Origin of the sequence: Longimicrobium sp. (genome assembly GCA_036377595.1) — a bacterium.
In the GTDB taxonomy this organism is placed as follows: Bacteria; Gemmatimonadota; Gemmatimonadetes; order Longimicrobiales; family Longimicrobiaceae; genus Longimicrobium.
The window spans coordinates 13,981-34,882 of record DASUYB010000145.1 but is presented as its reverse complement, the minus strand read 5'-3'; the positions used below and the strand labels follow the sequence as shown (position 1 = coordinate 34,882).

18 protein-coding genes and 1 pseudogene are annotated in these 20,902 nt (G+C 71.2%); 10 read left to right on the top strand and 9 right to left on the bottom strand.

Going from position 1 to position 20,902, the window contains the following annotated elements; all coding sequences use genetic code 11:
* Window positions 1–133: 133 nt before the first annotated feature.
* Both VF092_25945 and VF092_25940 read right to left on the bottom strand, forming a co-directional pair.
* The gene (locus VF092_25945) at window positions 134–1,282 is read right to left on the bottom strand and encodes an FAD-dependent monooxygenase (protein ID HEX6750756.1); all 1,149 of its coding nucleotides are present in this window, start codon (window positions 1,280–1,282) and stop codon (window positions 134–136) included.
* Window positions 1,283–1,284: 2 nt separating this feature from the next.
* Window positions 1,285–1,872, bottom strand: a complete 588-nt coding sequence (locus tag VF092_25940) for a TetR/AcrR family transcriptional regulator (GenBank protein ID HEX6750755.1) — start codon at window positions 1,870–1,872, stop codon at window positions 1,285–1,287.
* Window positions 1,873–2,027: 155 nt separating this feature from the next.
* Here VF092_25940 and VF092_25935 point away from each other — a divergent pair, with 155 nt between their 5' ends.
* From VF092_25935 to VF092_25925, 3 genes are all read left to right on the top strand, one after another.
* A complete protein-coding gene (locus tag VF092_25935) occupies window positions 2,028–2,420 on the top strand; it encodes a hypothetical protein (protein HEX6750754.1) in 393 nt (130 codons plus the stop codon).
* A gap of 98 nt (window positions 2,421–2,518) precedes the next feature.
* A complete protein-coding gene (locus tag VF092_25930; protein HEX6750753.1) occupies window positions 2,519–4,009 on the top strand; it encodes a serine hydrolase domain-containing protein in 1,491 nt (496 codons plus the stop codon).
* A 402-nt stretch (window positions 4,010–4,411) separates the two neighbouring features.
* Entirely contained in the window at window positions 4,412–5,386 is a 975-nt protein-coding gene (locus VF092_25925; protein ID HEX6750752.1) for a magnesium transporter CorA family protein, read from the top strand.
* A 277-nt stretch (window positions 5,387–5,663) separates the two neighbouring features.
* On the opposite strand, the gene VF092_25920 is transcribed toward VF092_25925, so the two are convergent.
* The 3 genes from VF092_25920 to VF092_25910 all read right to left on the bottom strand — a co-directional run bounded on the left by VF092_25920 (window position 5,664) and on the right by VF092_25910 (window position 7,858).
* Window positions 5,664–6,167, bottom strand: coding sequence for a PaaI family thioesterase (locus tag VF092_25920; GenBank protein ID HEX6750751.1), 504 nt, complete (start codon window positions 6,165–6,167; stop codon window positions 5,664–5,666).
* Window positions 6,168–6,180: 13 nt separating this feature from the next.
* Entirely contained in the window at window positions 6,181–7,416 is a 1,236-nt protein-coding gene (locus tag VF092_25915) for an acetyl-CoA C-acetyltransferase (GenBank protein ID HEX6750750.1), read from the bottom strand.
* A gap of 166 nt (window positions 7,417–7,582) precedes the next feature.
* Window positions 7,583–7,858 carry a hypothetical protein gene (locus tag VF092_25910; GenBank protein HEX6750749.1) on the bottom strand — a complete coding sequence of 92 codons (276 nt, stop codon included), beginning with the start codon at window positions 7,856–7,858 and terminating at the stop codon, window positions 7,583–7,585.
* 381 nt (window positions 7,859–8,239) lie between these two features.
* On the opposite strand from VF092_25910, the gene ispF reads away from it, so the two are divergent.
* The 5 genes and pseudogenes from ispF (at window position 8,240) to VF092_25885 (ending at window position 12,691) form a co-directional block, all read left to right on the top strand.
* On the top strand, window positions 8,240–8,761 hold the full coding sequence (gene ispF, locus VF092_25905) for a 2-C-methyl-D-erythritol 2,4-cyclodiphosphate synthase (protein HEX6750748.1): 522 nt from the start codon (window positions 8,240–8,242) through the stop codon (window positions 8,759–8,761).
* Window positions 8,762–8,764: 3 nt separating this feature from the next.
* Window positions 8,765–9,385 carry a DedA family protein gene (locus VF092_25900; GenBank protein HEX6750747.1) on the top strand — a complete coding sequence of 207 codons (621 nt, stop codon included), beginning with the start codon at window positions 8,765–8,767 and terminating at the stop codon, window positions 9,383–9,385.
* Window positions 9,298–10,289, top strand: a pseudogene (xerD, locus tag VF092_25895) (site-specific tyrosine recombinase XerD). Before VF092_25900 ends, xerD begins: the two are co-directional and overlap by 88 nt.
* Before the next feature lie 322 nt (window positions 10,290–10,611).
* Window positions 10,612–11,187 (top strand): aminodeoxychorismate/anthranilate synthase component II, encoded by a 576-nt coding sequence (locus VF092_25890; GenBank protein HEX6750746.1) that lies wholly within the window; start codon window positions 10,612–10,614, stop codon window positions 11,185–11,187.
* 1 nt (window position 11,188) lies between these two features.
* Window positions 11,189–12,691 (top strand): polymer-forming cytoskeletal protein, encoded by a 1,503-nt coding sequence (locus VF092_25885; protein ID HEX6750745.1) that lies wholly within the window; start codon window positions 11,189–11,191, stop codon window positions 12,689–12,691.
* 336 nt (window positions 12,692–13,027) lie between these two features.
* Here VF092_25885 and VF092_25880 read toward each other — a convergent pair whose 3' ends face one another.
* Both VF092_25880 and VF092_25875 read right to left on the bottom strand, forming a co-directional pair.
* Entirely contained in the window at window positions 13,028–13,909 is an 882-nt protein-coding gene (locus VF092_25880) for a tail fiber domain-containing protein (GenBank protein HEX6750744.1), read from the bottom strand.
* Between the two features lie 1,118 nt (window positions 13,910–15,027).
* Window positions 15,028–15,474 (bottom strand): hypothetical protein, encoded by a 447-nt coding sequence (locus tag VF092_25875; protein ID HEX6750743.1) that lies wholly within the window; start codon window positions 15,472–15,474, stop codon window positions 15,028–15,030.
* Between the two features lie 505 nt (window positions 15,475–15,979).
* On the opposite strand from VF092_25875, the gene VF092_25870 reads away from it, so the two are divergent.
* Window positions 15,980–16,429, top strand: coding sequence for a chromate resistance protein ChrB domain-containing protein (locus VF092_25870; GenBank protein HEX6750742.1), 450 nt, complete (start codon window positions 15,980–15,982; stop codon window positions 16,427–16,429).
* The gene (locus VF092_25865; protein HEX6750741.1) at window positions 16,387–17,631 is read left to right on the top strand and encodes an MFS transporter; all 1,245 of its coding nucleotides are present in this window, start codon (window positions 16,387–16,389) and stop codon (window positions 17,629–17,631) included. Before VF092_25870 ends, VF092_25865 begins: the two co-directional genes overlap by 43 nt.
* Before the next feature lie 339 nt (window positions 17,632–17,970).
* On the opposite strand, the gene VF092_25860 is transcribed toward VF092_25865, so the two are convergent.
* Together VF092_25860 and VF092_25855 are read right to left on the bottom strand one after the other, a co-directional pair.
* Window positions 17,971–19,041: a tail fiber domain-containing protein gene (locus VF092_25860; GenBank protein HEX6750740.1), complete on the bottom strand. Its 1,071-nt coding sequence runs from the start codon at window positions 19,039–19,041 to the stop codon at window positions 17,971–17,973.
* Window positions 19,042–19,152: 111 nt separating this feature from the next.
* Window positions 19,153–20,853: a tail fiber domain-containing protein gene (locus tag VF092_25855; GenBank protein ID HEX6750739.1), complete on the bottom strand. Its 1,701-nt coding sequence runs from the start codon at window positions 20,851–20,853 to the stop codon at window positions 19,153–19,155.
* Window positions 20,854–20,902 lie beyond the last annotated feature (49 nt).

Here is a 20,902-nt window from a genome sequence, read left to right as displayed (position 1 = left end):
CTCCGCCGCCGTTTTCGTCTGCGAGAGCCTGCGAGAGGGCGAGTGCGCGGGGATGGGGAGGTATGCGACTGAAGTCGCGGCTACAACTACACGCTGTCCGCCTTCACGGACATCAACCGCAAACCGCGCGGCGTCAGCAGTTCAGGCGATACAGCGCGTCGTACTGGCGGCGGGCGAGGCGCTCGGGCATCGCGCGGAAGAGGAGGTTGCGCGCCGCGCGGGCGATCGGGTTGGCGAGGTGCATCATCTTCCCGAAGCGCCAGGAGAGGTTCACCACCATCCGCGCCTTCGGCATGCGGATGCGCTCGTACTCGGCCAGCGCGGGCTCGATCCGCTGGTGCGCGGCCAGGCGGTCGGCCAGCACCCATGCGTCCTCGATGGCCTGGGCGCCGCCCTGGCCGAGGTTGGGCGTGGTGGCGTGGGCAGCGTCGCCGAGCAGGACCACGCGGCCGCGGTGCCAGGTCGCGATCGGCGCCAGGTCGACGAGGTCGGTGCGCGTGATCCGCGCCTCCTCAGTCGCCCCGATGAGCTGCGGGATCGGGGCGGGGAAGGGCTCCGCGAGCGCGGCCAAGTTCGCGGCGAGCGTCCCCGGCGCGTCGGTGCCGCCCTCGGGCGCGTCCATCGTCGCGTACCAGTAGACTTCGCCGTGGCCGATGGCGGAGAAGCCGACGCGGGCGCCCGCCGACCACACCTCCCATCCCACGGCGTCCATCTCTGCGGGGAGATGGTACTTCGCGACGCCGCGCCACGACGTCTGGCCGGAGTAGCGCAGCCGCGCGCCGGGGACGATCGAGGCGCGCACGACCGAGCGCAGGCCGTCCGCGCCGATGACGAGGTCCGCGTCCGTGCTCGATCCATCGACGAAGCGGACGATGGCGCGATCTCCATCCAGCTCCACGCCCGTGCACTGCTTGCCGGTGTGGATGGACGCCGGCGGAAGCTGCTTGGCCAGGATGCGCTGCAGGCGGCCGCGGTGGATAGCGATCGTCGGCCAGATGCGGCCATCCGTGGCGTACGACATGTCGGCGCGGCGGAGAAGGCCGGCGCGGGCGTCGCGCAGCTCGGCGATGCGCGTCGGCTGGCCCTCCGCGGCAACGGCTTCGGCGAGGCCGAGGCGGTCGAGCACCTGCACCGCGTTCGGAGGCACGCCGATCCCCGCGCCGACCTCGCGCAGCTCGGGCGCGGCCTCGTACAGCCGCGGCTCGAAACCGCGGCGGCGCAGCGCGATGGCGGCCGTCAGCCCGCCGATCCCGCCGCCGACGATCACCACGCCGGCCGCCACGCTCAATGCCAGTGGAGGTGCAGGATGCCCGCGAGGATGCGGTCGCGCGTGGTGGGGTCGGGAATCCAGCCGCTGAGCCAGCCGACCAGCACGCCGCTGTACAGCGCGTACGAGCTCTGCGCGGCCAGGGCCGGGTTGACCTCGGGGTGCACCTCGCCATCGGCCTGGCGGCGCGCGATGAGCTCGGCCAGGCGCGCGACGAAATCGAGCGTGAGCGGCGCCAGCGGGTTCTCGGGGTGCGTGGCGACGATCTGCTCCTTCACGAACTTCCGCGCCAGCGTCACGTCGCGCTCGTAGAGCTGGAAGAAGTGGCCGAAGATCTCCTCGAGCGTGCGCGCCATCGGCAGCGCGGGGTCCACGGCGGCGAGCGCGGCCGTCGCCGTCTCCACCACCTCGGCCTCGTAGGCCATCAGCAGCAGCCGCTCCTTCGAGCCGCCGTGCAGGAACACCGTCCCCTTGGCGACGCCCGCGCGCGCGGCGATCTGCTCGGCCGAGGTGGCGGCGAATCCCCGCTCGCGGAACAGCTCCCGCGCCGCCGCGACGATGCGGTCGCGAGTCTCGAAGCTGCGTTCCTGCCGAACTTTCTTCATCTTCATGACCCTGGTCAGTGACTCCGGTCAGGATATCCGCATCTGTCGAGCTGGGCAACGGATCGGGTTCGCGGCGGATTGCGATCCGGCGTTTACGGCGTATACTTCTCCGTCCCGAACATCGATCGATCCTGGAATCAGGAGGAGTTACACCGATGCGCGACCGGGTCGTGGAGCAGTACGAGGACGTTCTCCAGAACATCGAAGCCGCCATCGTCTCAGTGCACCGCCGGAATCCCGCGCTCCTCGACTACGACGTCGACGGCGCGCTCGAGGCGTTGGTCGGCGACTACTCGGCGGAGCTGCGCGGGCGCACGCCCCCTGAGCGCCAGCTCACCGATCTCCGCGGCGACGTCTACCACGCGATTCGCGCGATCTGCGAGTGGCGGCTGGGTCGTGACGCGGAGGGAATGCCCTCTGTCGTGGACGGCGCGAAGACGGCCGAGGAAATCGTCTCCTGCCTGAAGCGGATCCAGAAGTCGGTGCGGCGCTGGACAAAGGAAGGCGGGCGGCAGGGTTATCTCCGGTTCGTCAGCCAATACGTGTAGCGAGCCGGATTCCAACGTTCCGGGCGAACCATCCGTCGAACGCAGAGCCGCGGCACCGGGCCGCGGCTCTTCTCGTATCCCCATCCCGAAATCGACCGATGAAACGATACAGCACCCTCGCCGCGGCGGCGCTCGTCCTGTCCGCCGCGCCGGCCGTAGCGCAGGCGCCGGCGAACGTGGTCCCGTCCTCCGGCGCGCCGGCCGCGCTCCCCGCGTCGGCGATCGGGCGCATCGCGCAGGCGCTGCTCGACGCGATCAACAGCGGAGACAGCGCGCGCGTGCGCCGCTGGGCCGACACCTCGCTCTCCGAGTCGGCGCGGCGCCGCGAGCCGATCGAGGGCCAGGTGGCCTTCCTCCAGCGCGTGCAGGCGCAGAGCGGCGGGCTCGACGTCACCGGCATCTCTCGCGCGGCCGACCCGCTGCGCTTCGACGTGCGCGTGCGCCGCACCGGCCGCCCCGCGCACCTGCTGCTGGGCACCGGCCGGGGCGAGCCCAACCGCGCCGAGGGCGTGGGTGTGTTCGCCGCCGCGCCGCCGATGGAGCCGTGGACGCGCGGGCGCTTCTCCGAGGCGGAGATCCGCGACACCATCGCCGCGCGGGTGGCGGCCGCCGTGGCGCGCGACGAGTTCTCGGGGGTGGTGCGGGTGATGAAGGGCGACCGCGTGGTGCTGGAGCAGGCGTGGGGCGAGGCGGAGCGCGGCTTCCACGTGCCCAACAACGTGGAGACGCGCTTCAACATCGCCTCGATGGGGAAGATGTTCACCGCCGTGGCCATCGCGCAGCTGGTGGAGGCGGGGAAGCTGAGCTTCGACGACACGCTGGCGAAGGTGCTCCCCGACTACCCGAACGCCGAGGCGGCGCGGAAGATCACCATCCACCAGCTGCTGACGCACTCGGCCGGGCTGGGCCCCTTCTTCGAGCGTCCGGGCTACGACCGGCGGAAGGACTATCCCACCGCCGCGTCACTGCTGGAGGTGTTCGCGCGCGAGCCGCTGGCGTACGAGCCGGGGACGCGCGCCGAGTACAGCAACGAGGGCTTCGTGGTCCTCGGCGCGGTCGTCGAGCGGGTGTCGGGGGAGAACTACTACGAGTACGTCCGCCGCCACGTCTGGGCGCCCGCGGGGATGACGCGCACCGACGCGTACGCCATCAACGATCCGGTGGAGAACCTGGCGGTGGGATACGGCCGCTTCGACGACGACCCGCTGGGGATGAACCCGCGGCGGCCGAACTGGGCGTTCCTGGGGCTGCGCGGCACGCCGGCCGGCGGCTTCTACTCCACCGCAGGCGACATGGCTCGCTTCGCCCAGGCGCTGCGCGGCGGGAAGCTCGTGAGCGCCGCGATGGTGGAGCGGCTGACGACGGTGAAGGAAGGCGGGCTGCGCAACTACGGCTACGGCTTCCAGGTGTTCGAGGTCGATGGAGAGGGCGTGGTGGGCCACGACGGCGGTGGCGGCTCGTCCGGCATCAACTCGGACCTGTACTGGCTCGCCGACGGGAGCTGGACCGTGGCGGTGATGGGGAACTACGACGCCCCCGCCGCCCAGCGCGTCGCGAGGGCGATCATGGGATTCGTTGCGGGGCACTGAGAGGGCGGTGATGGTGAACCGCGCGCGGTTACCCAATCTGTCATTCCGAGGGCGCTGCCCCGAACCGTCGAAGTCCTCCCAAGTTGTTGCGCCCGAGGAATCTATAGCCGGTTTCCGCGAGAAAGTCTGAGGTCTGCGCGGGCCCCGTCTATAGATTCCTCAGGCGCCGCAGTATTCAGCGCGGACGCGAATACGGAGCGCGGCGCCTTCGGAATGACAGCCGTTGAGGTCAGTGTGTGACAACAAGCGGGGCGGACCGGCATCGGTTCGCCCCGTTCGCATCCCTTCGCCGACTGCGCCGCGGCATCCGGTTGGATCTGGCGAAGGCGCGCCGTATCATCTTCCCGCAGTCCGGTCTCGCGACATCCCGGTGAACGCGCACCGCTACGCGGAGGAGGCACCATGGGGACGATGCGGCTGGTGGTCGATGCGGGTGAGCGGGAAGTCCCGGCGGAAGCTGACTCGGGGCGGCTCGGCGAGCTGCTGGCGGAGCCCGGCAACCGGGTGTGGCTCGACATCGCCGATCCGGGCCCCGCCGAGGTGGAGCTGCTGCGGCGCGAACTCGGCCTGCACGAGCTCGCGCTGGAGGAGGTGACGCGGCCGCACGAGCGCCCCCGGTGCAGCGCCTTCCCCGGCTACTACTTCATTGTCGTCTACGCCGCGGAGCAGAGCGGCGTGGGCTTCGCGCCGCGCGAGCTGAACCTGTTCTGGGGCGAGCGCTACCTGGTGACTATCCACCGCCGCTCGCCCGCGATCCTGGATGTGCTGGAGCAGTCGCGCCGGCGGTGGGAGCAGCACGAGGGGCGGCATGGCCTGGGCGTGGCGTCGCTGGTGTACACGCTCTTCGAAAGCCTGGTGGACGGCTACTTCACCGTGGAGGACCGCGTCCGCGAGCGGATCGAGCGGATCCGCGAGGAGATCTTCACCGGCGCGGAAGGCGCGGCCGCCGACCTCTTCCGGCTGCGCGAGGAACTCCTGCGCGTCCCCCGCCTGCTGGCGCCCACGGGACACGTGCTCGGCGAGGTGCTCCGCCGCGAACGTGCCGTGCCCGACGCGCTGCGGCCGTACTTCGAGGACGTACAGGACCACGCCGAGCACCTGCTGGCCGAGCTCGACACCTACCGCGACCTGCTGGGCACCGCGCTGGACGTGCACGTCTTCTACGCGTTCAACCGCCTGGGCCTGATCATGAAGCGGCTGACGGCGGTCACCGTCATCATCATGGTCCCGAACTTCGTGGCCGGGATCTACGGGATGAACTTCACGCACCTCTTTCCGCCCGGCGAGTCGTACTGGGGCTTCTTCGTCGTCGTCGCGTTCCTCCTGTGCATGGTGGCCTGGGGCTTCATCCACTCCAGGATCCTCGGCTGGCTGTGACGGGGAGCGATAAGGGTGACGGAAGGACAATCTGTCATTCCGAGGGCGTTGCGCCGAGCTGTCGAAATGCTCCCAAGTCGTTGCGCCCGAGTAATTTATAGCCTGTTGCCGAGCGACAGGCCGCCGATTGCCCGGACGCTGGCCACAGATTCCTCAGGCGCCACAGAATTCGGTGCGGACGGAGGTCAGGAGCGCGGCGCCTTCGGAATGACATCATGGCGAACGGGGCGGACCGGCATCGGTCCGCCCCGCTGGTCTGCCCGGCATCGCGCGATGGCTACGGCTTCACGAGCAGGCAGGTGCTCGTCGCGTGGGCCAGGAGGCGGCCGGCGGCGTCGGTGAGGCGCGCTTCGGCCAGCGCGGTGGTGCGGCCGATGTGGATCAGCGTGCCCTCGCAGCGCACCGGGCCGGTGTCCATGGTGATGGCGCGCAGCAGGTTGACCTTCATCTCCAGCGTGGTGTAGCCCACGCCGGCGGGAAGGCGGGTGTGCACCGCGCATCCCATCGCCGAATCCAGCAGGGTGGCCGTAACGCCGCCGTGCACCATCCCGATCGGGTTGTAGTGATGCTCGGCCGGCTCCATCACGAACACCGCGCGCCCCTCCTCCGCCATCTCCAGCGTGAAGCCGAGCGTCATGGCGATGGGCGGCGGCGGGTACTCGCCGCGCAGCATGGCGTGCAGGTACTCCATCCCGCTCATCGTCCGCGCGGCGCGCGCGCCGACCAGCGGATCCTCCCACGCCACGGCGCGCTCGCGCACGGCTGCCTCGGTCGTCGTCATCCTCGTCCCCCCCTCACACGCGCTCGATGATGGTGGCGATCCCCTGGCCGCCGGCGATGCAGAGCGTGACCAGCGCCGTGGCGAGGCCGCGCCGCTCCAGCTCGTCCAGCGCGGTGCCGAGCAGGATCGCTCCCGTCGCGCCCAGGGGATGGCCGAGCGCGATGGCGCCGCCGTTCACGTTCACCTTCGCGGGATCGAGCTCGAGCCGCCGCATCACCTGCAGGGGAATGGCGGCGAACGCCTCGTTGATCTCCCACAGGTCGATGTCGCCCACTTGCATCCCCGCCTTGCGCAGCGCCTTGCGGCTGGTCTCCGCCGGCGCGGTGAGCATGATCAGCGGCTCCTCGGCGTGCGTGGCCAGCGCGCGGATGCGGGCGCGCGGCTTCACCCCGCGCGTGCGCACGTAGTCGGCGGACGCGAGGAGAACCGCCGCCGCGCCGTCCACGATGCCGCTGGCGTTCCCCGCCGTGTGCAGGTGCCGGATCTCGCCCGCCTGCGGGTAGCGCGAGAGGGCGATCTGGTCCAGCGTCTCGCCGTTCGGCCCCACCGCGGTCGCGCCGACCTCGGTGAACGCCGGCGCCAGCGCGGCCAGGCCCTCCAGCGTCGTCTCTGGCCGGAGATACTCGTCCTTCTCCAGCGCCACCGCGCCCGTCGCCGGGTCGACGACGGGGAAGAGGGCGCGCCCGAAGCGGCACTCGCGCTGCGCCTGCGCCGCCTTCATCTGCGACTCGAACGCGAAGCGGTCCAGCTCCTCGCGGGTGAAACCCTCCAGCGTGGCGATCAGGTCGGCGCTGATCCCCTGCGGGACCTGCGGATGCTTCGCGCGGAGGCGGAGGTTGTGCCCGTCGGGCCCGGCGCCGTCGCTTCCCATCGGCTGGCGCGACATGCTCTCCACGCCGCCGCCGACGACCAGGTCCTGCACGCCGCTCATCACCCCCATCGCGGCGAAGTTCACCGCCTGCAACCCGCTGCCGCAGAAGCGGTTGAGCGCCACGCCGCCCACGTGCACCGGCCAGTCGGCCGCGAGCACCGCCTGCCGCGCGATGTTGGCGCCCTGCTCGCCGGCCTGGCTCACGCAGCCGACGACGACGTCGTCCACCTCGCCGCGGTCGATCCCGGCGCGCTCGGCCAGCCGGTTGAGCGTCTGCGCCAGCAGCTCCTGCGGGTGAATCTCCGTCAGCGAGCCCTTTCCCTTCTTCCCGCGCCCGCGCGGCGTCCGCACCGCGTCGAGGATGTATGCCTCTCCCATCGTCCCATCTCCCCTGAAGGTGTTCTCCCGATCTCAAGAGACCGTTCGGTCTCAAAAATGGAGAATCGAGATGGCGCGCGCAATTGAACGAGCGTTCGAGATGCAAATACGCGCGGCACCCCGTCTCCAGGGTGCCGCGCGATGGATGACGCTCGGGTCAGCTTCGTCAGACGCAGCGCGCGTCGGTGGTGCAGGGCACAGGTTCGCAGGATACCAGGCAGGTGCACACGCCGGGGAGGGTGCACGCGATCGGGCCGGTGCAGGTGTGGGCGGGATAGCCCTCCTCCGTGTACTTCGGCTCCGCGACCGGCTGGTCGGCGAAGTCGCCATCCAGGGCGATCGCGTCGGCGAAGGCCCGCACGGTGCCGATCCGCGGCGACGCCGGCCCGACCACGAACGAATCGACCTCGAGCGTTTCGAGCAGCAGCTTCCTGCGTTGCATGGCGACGTCCTCCGGCAGGGGGGAGAGGGACCGCGCGCGATCCCTTGCAAGCTTGGCGTGCGTTCCTCATCACACAAGGATCTTTTCAGGGCGATGACTCACGTCGTGACGATCATGCTGCGTGGTTGCTGGCGGGTTGGGAGGGCGAATAAATTCGCGGCAACAACGACACGAAGTCCGCCTTCGCGGACTACCGGCGTCGGCGCAGCCGGGGCTTTCAAGCGCGCGGCCAGCATTCGACGAGTCTCGGCGGACGGATGCCTGTCGCGCGCACCGAAACCTCGCCCACACCACAGGCCGTAGTCCGCGCAGGCGGACTTCGTGTGGTTGTTGCCGCGGCTTCAGCCGCCCCATCCACTCAAGACGATCCACCGCAACCACATGCGCATCGGCCACGGCTACGATTCCCACCGCTTCGCCGCGGGGCGCAGGCTGATCCTGGGCGGCGTCGAGATCCCGCACGAGCGCGGGCTCGACGGGCACTCCGACGCGGACGCCGTGGCCCACGCGGTGACCGACGCGCTGCTGGGCGCGGCCGGGCTGGGCGACATCGGCCGCCACTTTCCGCCCTCCGACGCGGAGTGGAAGGACGCCGACTCGATGCAGCTGCTGGCGCGGGTCGTGCGCCTGCTGGAGGGCCGCAACTACCAGGCGGTGAACGTCGACATCACCGTCGTCGCCGAACAGCCGAAGATCGGCCCGCACGCGTCCGCCATGCAGCAGCGCATCGCGCAGGTCCTGGGGATCGCGCCCGACCACGTGTCCATCAAGGGAAAGACCAACGAGGGCCTCGGCTGGATCGGCCGCGGCGAGGGCGTGGCCTGCTTCGCCGTCGCCCTGATCGACGACATGGAGGGGGTTGACGAGGTCCACGCGCGCCATCGCCGCGACGCGGGGCTCTGACGCGTGATCGACTCGCTGCTCGAGTGGCTGAAGGGGCTCCCGCCGCTCCTGGTCTACGTCGTGGTGGGCGGGATTGCCGCGGTGGAGAACGTCTTTCCGCCCGTCCCCGCCGACGTGGTGGCGCTCTTCGGCGGCTTCCTGGCGGGGCAGGGGACGGGGAATCCGTGGCTGATGTTCCTCGTCGTCTGGCTCGGCAACCTCTCCACCGCCATCCTGATGTACTGGGTGGGGCGGAAGAAGGGTACGGCGTTCTTCCAGGGCCGCATCGGGCGGATGATCCTGCAGCCGAAGCAGATGGAGAAGCTCTCGCGCTTCTACCAGCGGCGCGGCACCATCGTGATCTTCATCTCCCGCTTCCTGCCGATGTTCCGCGCGGTGGTGCCGATCTTCGCCGGCACCAGCGACGTGGGCTTCTGGCGTGCCTCCATCCCCATGGCGCTCGCATCCGCGGCGTGGTACGGGCTGATCGTGTACCTCGGCGCCACCGCGGGCGAGAACTGGGAGGAGATCCGCTCCGCCGTCGAGGCGTCGGGGAAGTGGCTGGCCATCGCCGCGGCGGTGCTGGCGATCGGCGTGGGCTGGTGGTGGTGGAAGACGCGCCGTCACGCGAAGGACGAGACGTGAGCGCGCGCGCCGCGGAGCCGGAGCAGGCGGAGGACGCCACCGCGCGGCGCTTCCTGGTGGAGCCGTTCCTCGATCACCTGCGGTTCGAGCGCGGGCTGGCGGGGAACACGCTCGACGCGTACCGCCACGACGTGGTGCGAATGGCCGCCTTCGCGCGCCAGGCGGGACGGTCGTCTCCGGGCGACGTCACCACGGCGGACCTGCGCGGGCTGCTGATGGAGCTGAAGGACCTGGGGCTGGCGCCGTCGTCCATCGCCCGCAACCTGTCGTCCATCCGCACCTACTTCCGCTTCCTGCTGGGGGAAGGGGAGGTGACCGCGGACCCCAGCGACCGCATCTCCATGCCCAAGCAGTGGCGGCGGCTGCCGGAGGCGCTGTCGGTGGCGGAGATCGAAAAGCTGCTGGAGACGCCCGACCTGCTGCACCCGCTGGCCTGGCGCGACCGCGCGATGCTGGAGTTCGCGTACGCGACCGGCGTGCGCGTCTCGGAGCTGATCGGCGTGCGCATCCGCGACCTGCACCTGGACGAGCAGTTCGTGAGCGTGTTCGGCAAGGGCTCGAAGGAGCGGCTGGTGCCCATCGGCGCGCGGGCGATCGGCACCGTCTCCATCTACCTGCGCGAGACGCGGCCGCGGCTCGATCGCGGCAGGGGCGAGGGACGCGTGTTCCTGAACGCGCGCGGCGCGCCGCTGACGCGGATGGGCGTGTGGAAGATCCTGCGCGAGCACGTGGAGGCCGCGGGGATCGAGAAGCGGGTGACGCCGCACACGCTGCGGCACTCGTTCGCCACGCACCTGCTGGAGGGCGGCGCGGACCTGCTCGCCGTGCAGGAGATGCTCGGCCACGCGGACGTGTCGACGACGCAGATCTACACGCACGTGGACCGCAACTACCTGGCGCAGGAGCACCGCGCCCACCACCCGCGGGCGTGAGGCGTGGGATTCGCGGAGACGCGCGACACCCCGAGGGGTGTCATCCTGAGGCCGCGCAGCACGCAAGCTGCGTCCGCACCAGCGGTTGGCGCGGCCGAAGGATCTACTCGACCCCGCGTCGAAAGCGGTGCGGAGAGCGAGCATTGCGGCCGGGCAGGCAAGATCCTTCGGCCGGCGCCCGGGTACTGGTGCGGACGCGATGACGGCGCGGCGCCGGCCTCAGGATGACCTCGAGGCAGGTCGACGCTGGAGGATCGTGGCCGGCGAGAGTGATGCGACGAGACGAGGCAAACGATGATCCTGGTGATCGATAACTACGATTCCTTCACGTGGAATCTCGTGCAGTACCTGGGCGAGCTCGGGGCGGAGATGGAGGTGCGCCGCAACGATGAGCTTTCCGTGGACGAGATCGAGCGGATGGCGCCGGAGCGGATCGTGATCTCCCCCGGGCCGTGCACGCCCAACGAGGCGGGCGTCTCCGTCGACGTCATCCGCCGGCTGGGACCGACGACGCCGATCCTGGGCGTGTGCCTGGGTCACCAGTCCATCGGCGCCGCGTACGGCGGCGACGTGGTGCGCGCCGACCGGGTGATGCACGGCAAGACCTCGCCCATCCGCCACACCGGCGCGGGGATCTTCGCGGGGGTGCCGAGCCCGCTCACCGTGGCGCGCTACCACTCTCTGGTGATCGAGCCGACGACGCTGCCGGCCGAGCTCGAGGCGGTGGCGTGGACCGACGAGCCGGGGTTCGAGACCGAGATCCAGGCCGTGCGGCACCGCGAGCACCCGGTGTGGGGCGTGCAGTTCCACCCCGAGTCCATCGCCAGCGAGGCGGGGAAGGACATCCTGCGCAACTTCCTGGAGCTGTGAGATGACCTTCCGCCCGACCGCGCTGGCCGCGGCCGCGCTCCTGGCGCTGCTCGCGCGCCCGCTGGCCGCGCAGGAGATCACCATCTCCGGCGACGACCACTCGCCCGCCGCGCAGCTCGCGCGCGAGATCCTGGCGCGCGGCAACTACCTCCGCTTCGACCGCGACACCGTCCTCCCCGCCACCTTCCGCGCCCCGGGCGACGTGGTGGTCTACGACGCCGACGTGCGGCTGGAGGGGACGATCGACGGCAGCGTGGCGGTGATCGGCGGCGACTTCTTCATCCGCCCGCGCGCGGTGATCCGCGGCGACATCGCGAACCTGGGCGGCGGCGTGTACACCTCCGCGCTGGCCACGACGGGACGGATCCTGGAGACGACGCCGGGCGCGCAGGTCGCCATCGCCGGCGACAGCGCGGTGGAGGACACGTCGGCCTACGCCGCGCGCATCATCCCGCCGCCGCAGCCGGCGATGTTCGGCTTCTCGCTGCGCCCGCTGCCGACGTACGACCGGGTGAACGGGCTCACGCTCACTCTGCCGCTGCGCGTGCTCCTCGCCCGCAACGACAGCGGGCCGCGCATCGACGCGTGGGCGGCGTACCGCTTCGAGAACCCGGACCGCGCGGGCGGCGGCGTGCGGGTCACCGTCCCGCTCGGCTTCCAGAACGTGCGCGCGTCGCTCGAGGGGTCGCGCGCGACGCGGACCAACGACGCGTGGCAGCGCGCCGACCTCTCCAACTCGCTGTCGGTGCTGATCTCCGGGCGCGACTACCGCGACTACTGGGACGCCGACGTGCTGCGGCTGACGGTGTTCCGACCCGTCGGCAAGCCGCTCATCGCGGGGGAGAGCTGGCTGAACCCCATCGCCGGCTTGCAGTGGAGCAGCGACCGCTCGCTGCGCGCGAAGGAGGTGTTCTCGGTCTGGGAGTCGCTCGACGAGGGCCGCCCGAACCCGCCGGTGCTGGAGGGGCACATCCTCTCCGCCTTCGCGGGCGCGGAGGTGCGGATCGTGGGGCGCCTGTCGCAGCTGTTCGCCGGCGCGCAGGTGGAGCGGTCGTTCCCCGGCTCGTCGGACGCGGACTTCACGCAGCTGGTGGGGCAGGCGACGTACACGGCGACGACGTTCCGCACGCACACGCTGAGCGTCTACCTGCGCGGGGCGATGACGATCGAGTCGGACGCGCCGCCGCAGCGCTACCAGATCCTCGGCGGCCCGGCGACCATCCCCACGCTGGCGGTGGGCGAGTATCGCGGCGACCACCTGGCGTTCGTGGACGCGCGCTACGGGATCCCCCTGCCGCTGCAGGTGCCGTTCGTCGGCGCGCCGAGCCTGCAGGCGGCGTACGTGGCGGGCGCGGCGTGGACCGGCACCCACGCGCCGCCGTGGACGCAGAACATCGGCGCGGGGCTGGCCTTCCGCTTCGCCACGCTGCTGCTGTACGCCGATCCCACGCGCGGGCTCGACAAGTCGCGGCTGGTGTTCACGCTCGCGATCCCGCAGCTGTGAAGCGGTGGGGGATGGGGATAGAGGATGAGGAGCAGGATACGGAGCGGACGAGAATCGAGGCTTGCACGTATCCGCGGGGGGGACGATGCGACTGAAGTCGCGGCTACAACTACACGAAGTCCGCCTTCGCGGACTACGGGCCACGGTTCCGACGCGATGACGGTGCACGCAACGAAATGAAGTCCGCGAAGGCGGACTGGGTGTGGTTGTAGCCGCGAGTTCACTCGCATCGTCGCACAATAACCATCACCAACGATCACCAACGATCGACAGCAGAAGCCCCGCGCCGGCAGTCGGCGCGGGGCTTCGTCCATCGCCATCCCCCTGCGTTGATTGTTACCGGCGCGGGGCGGCAACCATCGCCTCGATGCGGTCCAGGCGGCGGCGGAGCTCGGCGTTCTCCGTCTCCAGTGCGTCGATGCGGGCCTGCTGGGCGGCGGTGCGGGCCTCCAGCGCCTTCACCGCGGCCAGGTTCACGCCGTCGATGTCACCCGTGTTGATGGTGAGCGAATCGGCGCTGAAGCCGAACGCCTGGTGCCAGTCCTGCGCCATGGGGCCCATGTGCCGCACCTGCCGCCCCTCGGCGATGTAGTTCCAGGTCGTTACCGGCACGTTGCGCAGCCGCGCCAGCAGGTCCTCTCCGTCGACTGCCAGGAAGTTCTGCTTGCGGTTGCGGTCCGACACCGTGTTCCAGCTGCCGCCCCCGGCCGTCACGTTCACGCCGGTGGTCAGCGTGCTGGAGGTGTAGATGTAGAAGCCGCCCGACACGCGCCAGGTAGCGGTGTTGTTCGCGAGGGGATTCACGTTGGTGGCGGTGGAGCGGTCGCCGAACACGAACGTGCCCTGGCGCGGGCTTCCGGCGCTGGTGCTGCTGCTGGCGTGGTAGCCCAGCACGACCGAGTTGGCGCCGGTGGCGGTCACGTCTTCGCCGAAGGCGAAGGTGCCGGTGTTCGCCGCCACGGCCCGGGCACCTCCCGCGAGCGAGTAGTCGCCCAGCGCGCGGACGTCCTGTCCCATGGCCACGGAATAGAGGCCGATGTTCGCGTCGTCCCACTGCGTGCCGCTGATCGACCCTGCGCGGAACGCCGCCTTCTGCGGATACCACATCAACCGCGTCCCCGCGCCGTCGACCGGAATGTTGCCGGAGCCGAAGCTGCCTACGGCGACGAAGCCGTTGTTGTTGGTCAGGTCGTACGAGCCGGCCGAGTTGGTGGACACCACGCCGTTGGCGCCCGCCGGGCCGGTGGGGCCCTGCGGACCGGTAGCGCCCGTCGCGCCCGTGGCGCCGTCGGCACCCTTGCAGTCCGCCGCGGTGAAGCTGCCGTCGCCGTTGGTGTCCTCGCCGCTGTCCTGCGTGCCGTTGCCGTTGGTGTCCCAGCACGACAGCCCGGCGGCGCCCTGCGCACCGGTGGCGCCCGTCGCGCCGGCGGGGCCGGTCTCGCCCTGCGGGCCCTGAGGACCAGCCGGACCCGTCTCGCCCTGCGGACCCTGAGGACCTGCGGGGCCGGTCTCACCCTGCGCGCCTGCGGGACCCGCGGGGCCAGTTTCGCCTTGAGGACCAGCAGGCCCAGTCGCACCCGTCTCACCCTGCGGACCTTGCGCGCCGGCAGGACCAGCGGGGCCGGTCTCTCCCTGCGGCCCGGCGGGACCCGTGGCACCGGCCGGACCCGTTTCACCCTGCGCACCGGCAGGACCAGCAGGACCAGTCTCTCCCTGTGGTCCGGCAGGTCCCGTCGCGCCGGCTGGACCCACGGGACCGGCCTCGCCCTTAGGACCGGCGGGGCCCGTAGCACCAGCAGGCCCTTGGGGTCCGGCGGGCCCCGTCTCACCCTGCGGCCCGGCAGGACCCATTGCGCCCGTCGCACCGGCAGGTCCGGCGGGGCCAGTTTCACCCTGAGGACCTTGGGGCCCGGTGGGGCCAGCGGGACCTGTCTCACCCTGGGGACCCGCGGGGCCGGCGGGGCCCGTCTCCCCCTGCGGGCCTTGGGGGCCGGCCGGGCCGGCGGGACCGGTGGCGCCGGCGGGGCCCTGCTCGTTGAAGCTGAACTCCACGTGCTGCGGCGAGTTGCAGGACTGCTTCAGCCCCGGCTCCTTGATGCGGTACACCGTTCCCGAGGCGGGGACGTAACAGGCGTGGATCACGCCGGTGGTCGTCTGGGCGTGCGCCTTCGCGGAGACGGCGGCCAGCGCGAGCGGAACGGCGGCGAGCAGCGCCAGCGCGCGGGCGCGCGCCGGGGTTGCGGCAATGCGAGTCATTGTCACTCCGGTGGTATGGACGCGGCACGCGGGCAGTGGCCGCGCGCGGTCCCATGTGGTTGGTAGGAGAGGAGATCGGGCTACTGCTGCGTGGAGCCGGTGAGCTCCGCCGCGGCCAGCCTGGCCTCGTCGAGCGTGAGCCGCACCGCGTCGATGTCGGGCAGGATGGGCTCGGCGCGGTCCGCCGGGATCGTGGCCAGCGCGCTCTCGGCGTCGGCCGCGGCGGCCAGGATCGCGGCCGCGTCGCTTGCGGCGATGCCGTCCGCCAGCCGCTGCAGCGCGACCGGCAGCGAGCCCGCCACGCCGACGTCGTTGCCCGTGACCGCGGGCACCAGGCGCAGCTGCGCGTCGGCGAGCGATGCGTTCAGCGCGTCGATCCGCTCCTGCGCCAGGAGCAGCACGGTCGACGCGGGCACCACGTCGGCCGCCAGCTCGGTGGGGTGGGCTTCCCTGGCCGCCGTCGGCGCGTCGGCGCACGCCGCCATGCCGATGGGAAGCGCAAGGGTGACCAGCGCGGTTGGTCTCATAGGCCTCGTCCTCGTGTGAGGGGGGATGATGCCCGCCGGAGCTTGGATGGGCGGGCGGGGAACTGCAGGTGGGACGCGTGATCAGACAACCGGAAGATGGATCTCATTCCATCTGCCGTAACTCACTTCTCCCCAAGTGGTTGGCCGGAAGATGGGATCTCCGCGGCCCAAGACGAGCGCGGATGAACAGATGGCGAGGTGATACGGAAAAGAGTAACAGCAGAAGTGTTGATCAGAGGATACGAAGGGAGATGGGTGGGGGCAATTGTTTCTTTGTTCCCCGCGTGAAAGCCGCCATCTGAGGTGAGATGCAGCCCGGACGAGTGCGAGAGTGTGAGAGTGGTTTCGCCTGGCTCCGCCTCACTTTCGCACTTTCGCACCTTCGCACTTTCGCACTTGCTCAACCACATCGGGGGATGACCGTAACGAAATCCTTCCCCGCATCGGCGAAGACCGTATGCTGTATCCGATCTGCATCTCCGCTCCCTCATCCGAGGAGATCGCCATGCGCTGGGTCACCCGCCGAAACGCGAACGTGGACCGGATCGCCTGCCCGTGGCTGATCCGCCGCTTCGTGGATCCCGACGCCGAGTTCCTGTACGTGCCGCCGGGCACCGTTCCGTCGTCCATTCCCGACGCCATCCCGTACGACATGCCGGGCGTGGAGCTGGGGCACGTGGACGGGCGGTGCAGCTTCGAGTCGATCCTGATGAGGTACGGCCTCGACGCCCCCGCGCTGCGGCTGCTGGGCGAGATCGTGCACGGCGCCGACATCCCCGCCGAGCTGCCGTCGGCGCCGCCGGAGGCGTACGGACTGCGCGCCATCGCCTACGGCTTCGCCACGCTGCACGGCGATGACGACCACGGGAAGATCGCGCTGGAGTCGCCGATGTACGACGCGCTGTACGCCTGGTGCCAGGAGCGCGTGGCCGCCGCCGCGCCGGCGGCCGCCTGAGCGTGGACGCCGCGGCGGGAACGAGGCTCGCGCGCGGGCTGGGGCTGGACCGCAACACCGGCGCGGTGGCCGCGGCGGTGTTCCTGATGGGGCTGGGCGAGCAGCTGTGGAAGCGCTTCGTGCCCAAGTACCTGGAGGCGATGGGCGCGCCGGTGCTGGCCATCGGCGGCTACGGCGCGGCGGGCGACTTCCTGGACGGCGTCTACCAGTATCCCGGCGGGTGGATCGCGGACCGGTGGGGGCGCCGCCGCGCGCTCACGCTCTTCGTCGCCCTGGCCGGGGCGGGGTACGCGGTGTACGCGCTGGCGCCGTCGTGGCCGTGGCTGTTCGCCGGGCTGGCGCTGTCGGCCGCGTGGGCGAGCATGGCCAGCCCCGCGCTCTTCGCCGCCATCGGCGACTCGCTCCCGCGCGGCCGCCGCGCCGTGGGCTTCGCCGTGCAGTCGCTTCTCCGGCGCGTGCCCATCGCCGTGGCCCCCGCGCTGGGGGGACTGGCGATCGCGGCGTACGGCGTCCGCGGCGGCGTGCGCGCGGGCCTCGCCGTCTCCCTGGCGCTGGCGCTGGCGACGCTCGCGGTGGTGTCGCGCGTGCGCATCCCCGTCGCGGCGGACGCGGCGCCGGTGCGGATGGCGGACGTGTGGCGCCGGCTGCCCGCCGCGCTGCGCTGGCTGCTGGTCTCCGACGTGTTCGTGCGCACCTGCGAGGGGATGGTGGAGGTCTTCCTCGTCCTCTACGCCACCAACGTCGTCGGCATCTCCGCGCCGCGGTACGGGCTGCTGGTGACGGTGGAGATGGCGGCGGCGATCCTCTGCTATCTCCCCGCCGCGCGGATGGCGGAGCGGACGGGGCAGAAGCCGTTCGTCATCGCCACCTTCCTGATGTTCTCCCTCTTCCCGCTGGCCGTCGTGCTGTCGCGGAGCTGGGCCGCGCTGGCGCTGGCGTTCGTGGTCGGCGGGCTGCGCGAGGTGGGCGAGCCGTCGCGCAAGGCGCTGATCGTGGACCTGGCCGAGCCGGGGCTCCGCGCGCGGACGGTGGGGCTGTACTACCTCGTCCGCAGCGTGGCCATCACCCCCGCGTCGCTGGTCGGCGGGCTGCTCTGGCGCGTGAGCCCGCAGCTGCCGTTCGCCGTGGCCTGCGGCATCGGCCTGGCCGGCACCGCCGTCTTCGCCGCGACCGTCCACGAGCGCCATCTCCGCGACCAATAGGTGAGGTCACACGCCGACCGTGGGGACGTCATCCTGAGGCCGGCCAGACCGTAACCAGCGTATGCGCAACAGCTTGCAGGCCGAAGGATCTATATTCGACGTTGCACCATCGTTGGATACAAACGAATCCGTCACGCTCCGATGCGTTACCCCGACTGTGGCGCGGCGTCGGTTACAGATCCTTCGGCCTGCAACCAATGGTGCCGACGTGATTCAGGCGTGGCCGGCCTCAGGATGACGTCTCTGTCTGTTTTTGATCATCCCATATCATGAAAAACACGGAAGCCGCGAAGGAGAGCGATCTCCTCCGCGGCTCCGCGTCTCCGCGTGAGACTTCGGTCAGGGCTTCGCGGCCTGCGCCTGCAGCAGGGCCTCGATACGCTCCAGCCGCGCGCGCAGCTCCGCGTTCTCGTTGCGCAGCGCGGCGTTGTCGCGCTCCAGCGCCTCGATGCGGGTCAGCTGCGACGTGGTGCGCGCGTCCAGCGCCTGGATGCCGGCCAGCGCCACGCCGCCTTCGTCGATCGGCGCGATGGTGGTGGAGTCCGAGCCCAGCCCGAACGCGGCGCGGAAGTCCTGCGCGGTGGGGCCGATGTGCCGCACGTAGTCGGGGTCTACGCGGTAGCTCCAACTCCGGACCGGTAGCGTCCGCAGCCGCGACAGCACGTCCTCGCCCGAGACGTCGGCGAACAGGTGCTTGCGGTTGACGTCCGAGACATCGTGCCAGACGCCGTCCGTGCCCAGGTACGCGCCGGTGCTGGTGCTGATCACCGCGTTCGACTGCCCCCAGTTGCTGACCGACGCGCCTGACTGGATGGTGACGCCGGTGCTCAGGTTGCTCGAGGTGAAGATCCGGAACCCGCCCGACACGCGCCAGTTGGCCGAGTGGTTCACCCCCGCGCGCAGCGTGTCGACCGACGAGCGGTCGCTGAACACGAACGAGCCCAACCGCGCGTTGGTGTGCGCGTGGTAGCCCAGCGCCACCGACGACGCGCCGGTCGCGCTCACGTCCTCGCCCGCCGCGAACGACGCCTGCGCGAACGCCCAGGGCCGCAGCCCCAGCGCCACGGAGTAGCTCCCCTGGGCCCTGGCGTCGTCTCCGGCGGCGAACGACCAGAAGCCGATGTTCGCCTCGTCCCAGAAGGTGCCGCTGACGTACCCGGCGCGGAAGGCGGCCTTCTGCGGATACCACATCATCCGTGCGCCGGCGCCCTCCACCGGCGCCACGCCGGGGGTGGTGGTGCCGTCGTAGGTCCCCCTCCACGAAGCGCCCCCGTCGACGTTCACGCGCATCAGGCTGCTGCCGGAGTAGTTGACGGCGAACGCCGAGTCGGCGACCTGCGCCGCGGCGGGGAGCGCGGCGACCAGTGCCGCCGCGGCCATCGGAATGCTGCGGGTCAGGATGCGATGCATGGGGACCGAACCGGTTTTGATGGAGGGCGCCAGCACCCGCGCCCGGGGTGTGAAGATGGAGCGAGTGGAGCGGCCCGCCGCGCGAGGTGCGTGCGCGGCGGGCCGGAGATCTCAGGGCTTCGGCGCGGCAGCCGTCACCGCGGCCTCGAGCCGGTCCAGCCGCGCGCGCAGCTCGGCCAGCTCGCGTCCCTGCGCGTCGATGGTCCGCTGCTGCGCGGCGATCGTCTCCTGCTGCCGGGCGATCGTCCACGCCTGCCCGGTGGTGCGCGCGTCCAGCGCCTGCGCCGCCGCCAGCGCCACGCCGTCGGCGTCCACGGTGGCGATGTGCGTGTCGTCCGAGCCGCCCAGCCCGAACGCGGCGTGGAAGTCCTGCGCCATCGGCCCCAGGTGCCGCACCCGGTCTGCCTCGCCGTTGTACGTCCAGGTGGAGATGGGCACCGACCGCAGCCGCGCCAGCACGTCCTCGCCCGACACCGCGGCGAAGCCGTGCTTGCGGTTCACGTCCGAGCTGTTGGTCCACGTCCCGCCGCTCGACAGGTAGGCGCAGTTGCTGGCGCTGATCATCGCGTTGGCGATCGAGCACCAGGGGCTGGTGGTGCTGCTCCCCGACTGGAAGCTCACCCCGCTGGCCAGGTTCGACGCGGTGTAGATGTAGAAGCCGTTCGCCACGCGCCAGGTGGCCGAGTTGGTGATGGTGGGGTGGACGGTGTCGCCGGTGGCGCTGGTGGAGCGGTCGCCGAACACGAAGGTGCCCAGGCGCGGGCTTCCGGCGCCCGTGCTGCTGCTGGCCTTGTAGCCCATCACCACCGAGTTGGCGCCGGTGGCGGTCACGTCCTCGCCGAAGGCGAAGGTGCCGCTGTTGGCCGCCACGGCCCGGGCACCTCCCGCGAACGCGTAGTCGCCCAGCGCGCGGACGTCCGTGCCCATCGCCACGGAATAGCTGCCGATGTTGGCGTCGTCCCACTGCGTGCCGTTGATGGCCCCCGCGCGGAACGCCGCCTTCCCCGGATACCACATCATCCGCGTCCCCGCGCCCTCGATGGGCACGGAGTTGGAGGAGCCGCTGTCGAAGGTGCCGACCGCCAGCACGCCGGCGTTGCGCGTCACGCGGAAGCGGTTGCTGCCGTTGCGGACGGTGAGGATCGAGTCCGCGTCGTTCGCGAGGCTGCTCACGCGCTCGACGATCACGTCGCCGCTCCCCAGCGTCGTCCTCCCCGCCACGGCCAGGCTGTCGAGCGTGGCCTTCCCGGCCGCGAAGCTCCCGTTGGCGTCGCGCTGTACGAGCGTGTTCGGCGTGTTGGCGCTCGTCCCCGTCGCGGAGGTCGCCGCCGTGGTCTGCACCGAGCCGTCGCCGAACTTGATGCCGACGGAGGTGGAGACGGTGTCGGAGGCGCTCAGCCGCCCCGTGCTCGTGGCGCCCAGCGCGCTGCGCCCGGCGACGGCCAGGCTGTCGAGCGTCGCCTTCCCCGCGGCGAAGCTCCCGGTGCTGTCGCGCTTGACCAGCGTGTTGGGGACGTTGCTGCTGGTGCCGCTGGCGGCGACGGCGGCGGTGGTCTGCACCGTACCGTCGGGAAACTTGAAGCCCGAGGCGGCCACGACGCTGTCGGCGCCGACGCTGCCGTTCACCGTCAGTTTGCGGTCGGGCGTGCTGGTGCCGATCCCCACGCGGCCGTCGACGTTCACCCGGAGGAGCGTCTCGCCGTTCTTGGTGACGGCGACGACGGAATCGGGAACCACCTGCGCCCGGGCCGCCGCGGGAACGGCGGCCGCGCAGAGCAGGGCGGGGAGGATGGCGCGGAACAGGAGCTTCATCGTCAGGCGGTGATTCAGGGGTTTCCGATCATGCGTCCGCCCTCACGAG

Bases quoted from the DNA above. Each gene is read 5' to 3' on its own strand.
- VF092_25920 (HEX6750751.1), bottom strand. From the start codon at position 6,167: ATGACGACGACCGAGGCAGCCGTGCGCGAGCGCGCCGTGGCGTGGGAG.
- VF092_25935 (HEX6750754.1), top strand. From the start codon at position 2,028: ATGCGCGACCGGGTCGTGGAGCAGTACGAGGACGTTCTCCAGAACATC.
- VF092_25915 (HEX6750750.1), bottom strand. From the start codon at position 7,416: ATGGGAGAGGCATACATCCTCGACGCGGTGCGGACGCCGCGCGGGCGC.
- VF092_25870 (HEX6750742.1), top strand. From the start codon at position 15,980: ATGCGCTGGGTCACCCGCCGAAACGCGAACGTGGACCGGATCGCCTGC.
- VF092_25910 (HEX6750749.1), bottom strand. From the start codon at position 7,858: ATGCAACGCAGGAAGCTGCTGCTCGAAACGCTCGAGGTCGATTCGTTC.
- VF092_25940 (HEX6750755.1), bottom strand. From the start codon at position 1,872: ATGAAGAAAGTTCGGCAGGAACGCAGCTTCGAGACTCGCGACCGCATC.
- VF092_25930 (HEX6750753.1), top strand. From the start codon at position 2,519: ATGAAACGATACAGCACCCTCGCCGCGGCGGCGCTCGTCCTGTCCGCC.
- VF092_25890 (HEX6750746.1), top strand. From the start codon at position 10,612: ATGATCCTGGTGATCGATAACTACGATTCCTTCACGTGGAATCTCGTG.
- VF092_25855 (HEX6750739.1), bottom strand. From the start codon at position 20,853: ATGAAGCTCCTGTTCCGCGCCATCCTCCCCGCCCTGCTCTGCGCGGCC.
- VF092_25875 (HEX6750743.1), bottom strand. From the start codon at position 15,474: ATGAGACCAACCGCGCTGGTCACCCTTGCGCTTCCCATCGGCATGGCG.
- VF092_25860 (HEX6750740.1), bottom strand. From the start codon at position 19,041: ATGCATCGCATCCTGACCCGCAGCATTCCGATGGCCGCGGCGGCACTG.
- ispF (HEX6750748.1), top strand. From the start codon at position 8,240: ATGCGCATCGGCCACGGCTACGATTCCCACCGCTTCGCCGCGGGGCGC.
- VF092_25885 (HEX6750745.1), top strand. From the start codon at position 11,189: ATGACCTTCCGCCCGACCGCGCTGGCCGCGGCCGCGCTCCTGGCGCTG.
- VF092_25925 (HEX6750752.1), top strand. From the start codon at position 4,412: ATGGGGACGATGCGGCTGGTGGTCGATGCGGGTGAGCGGGAAGTCCCG.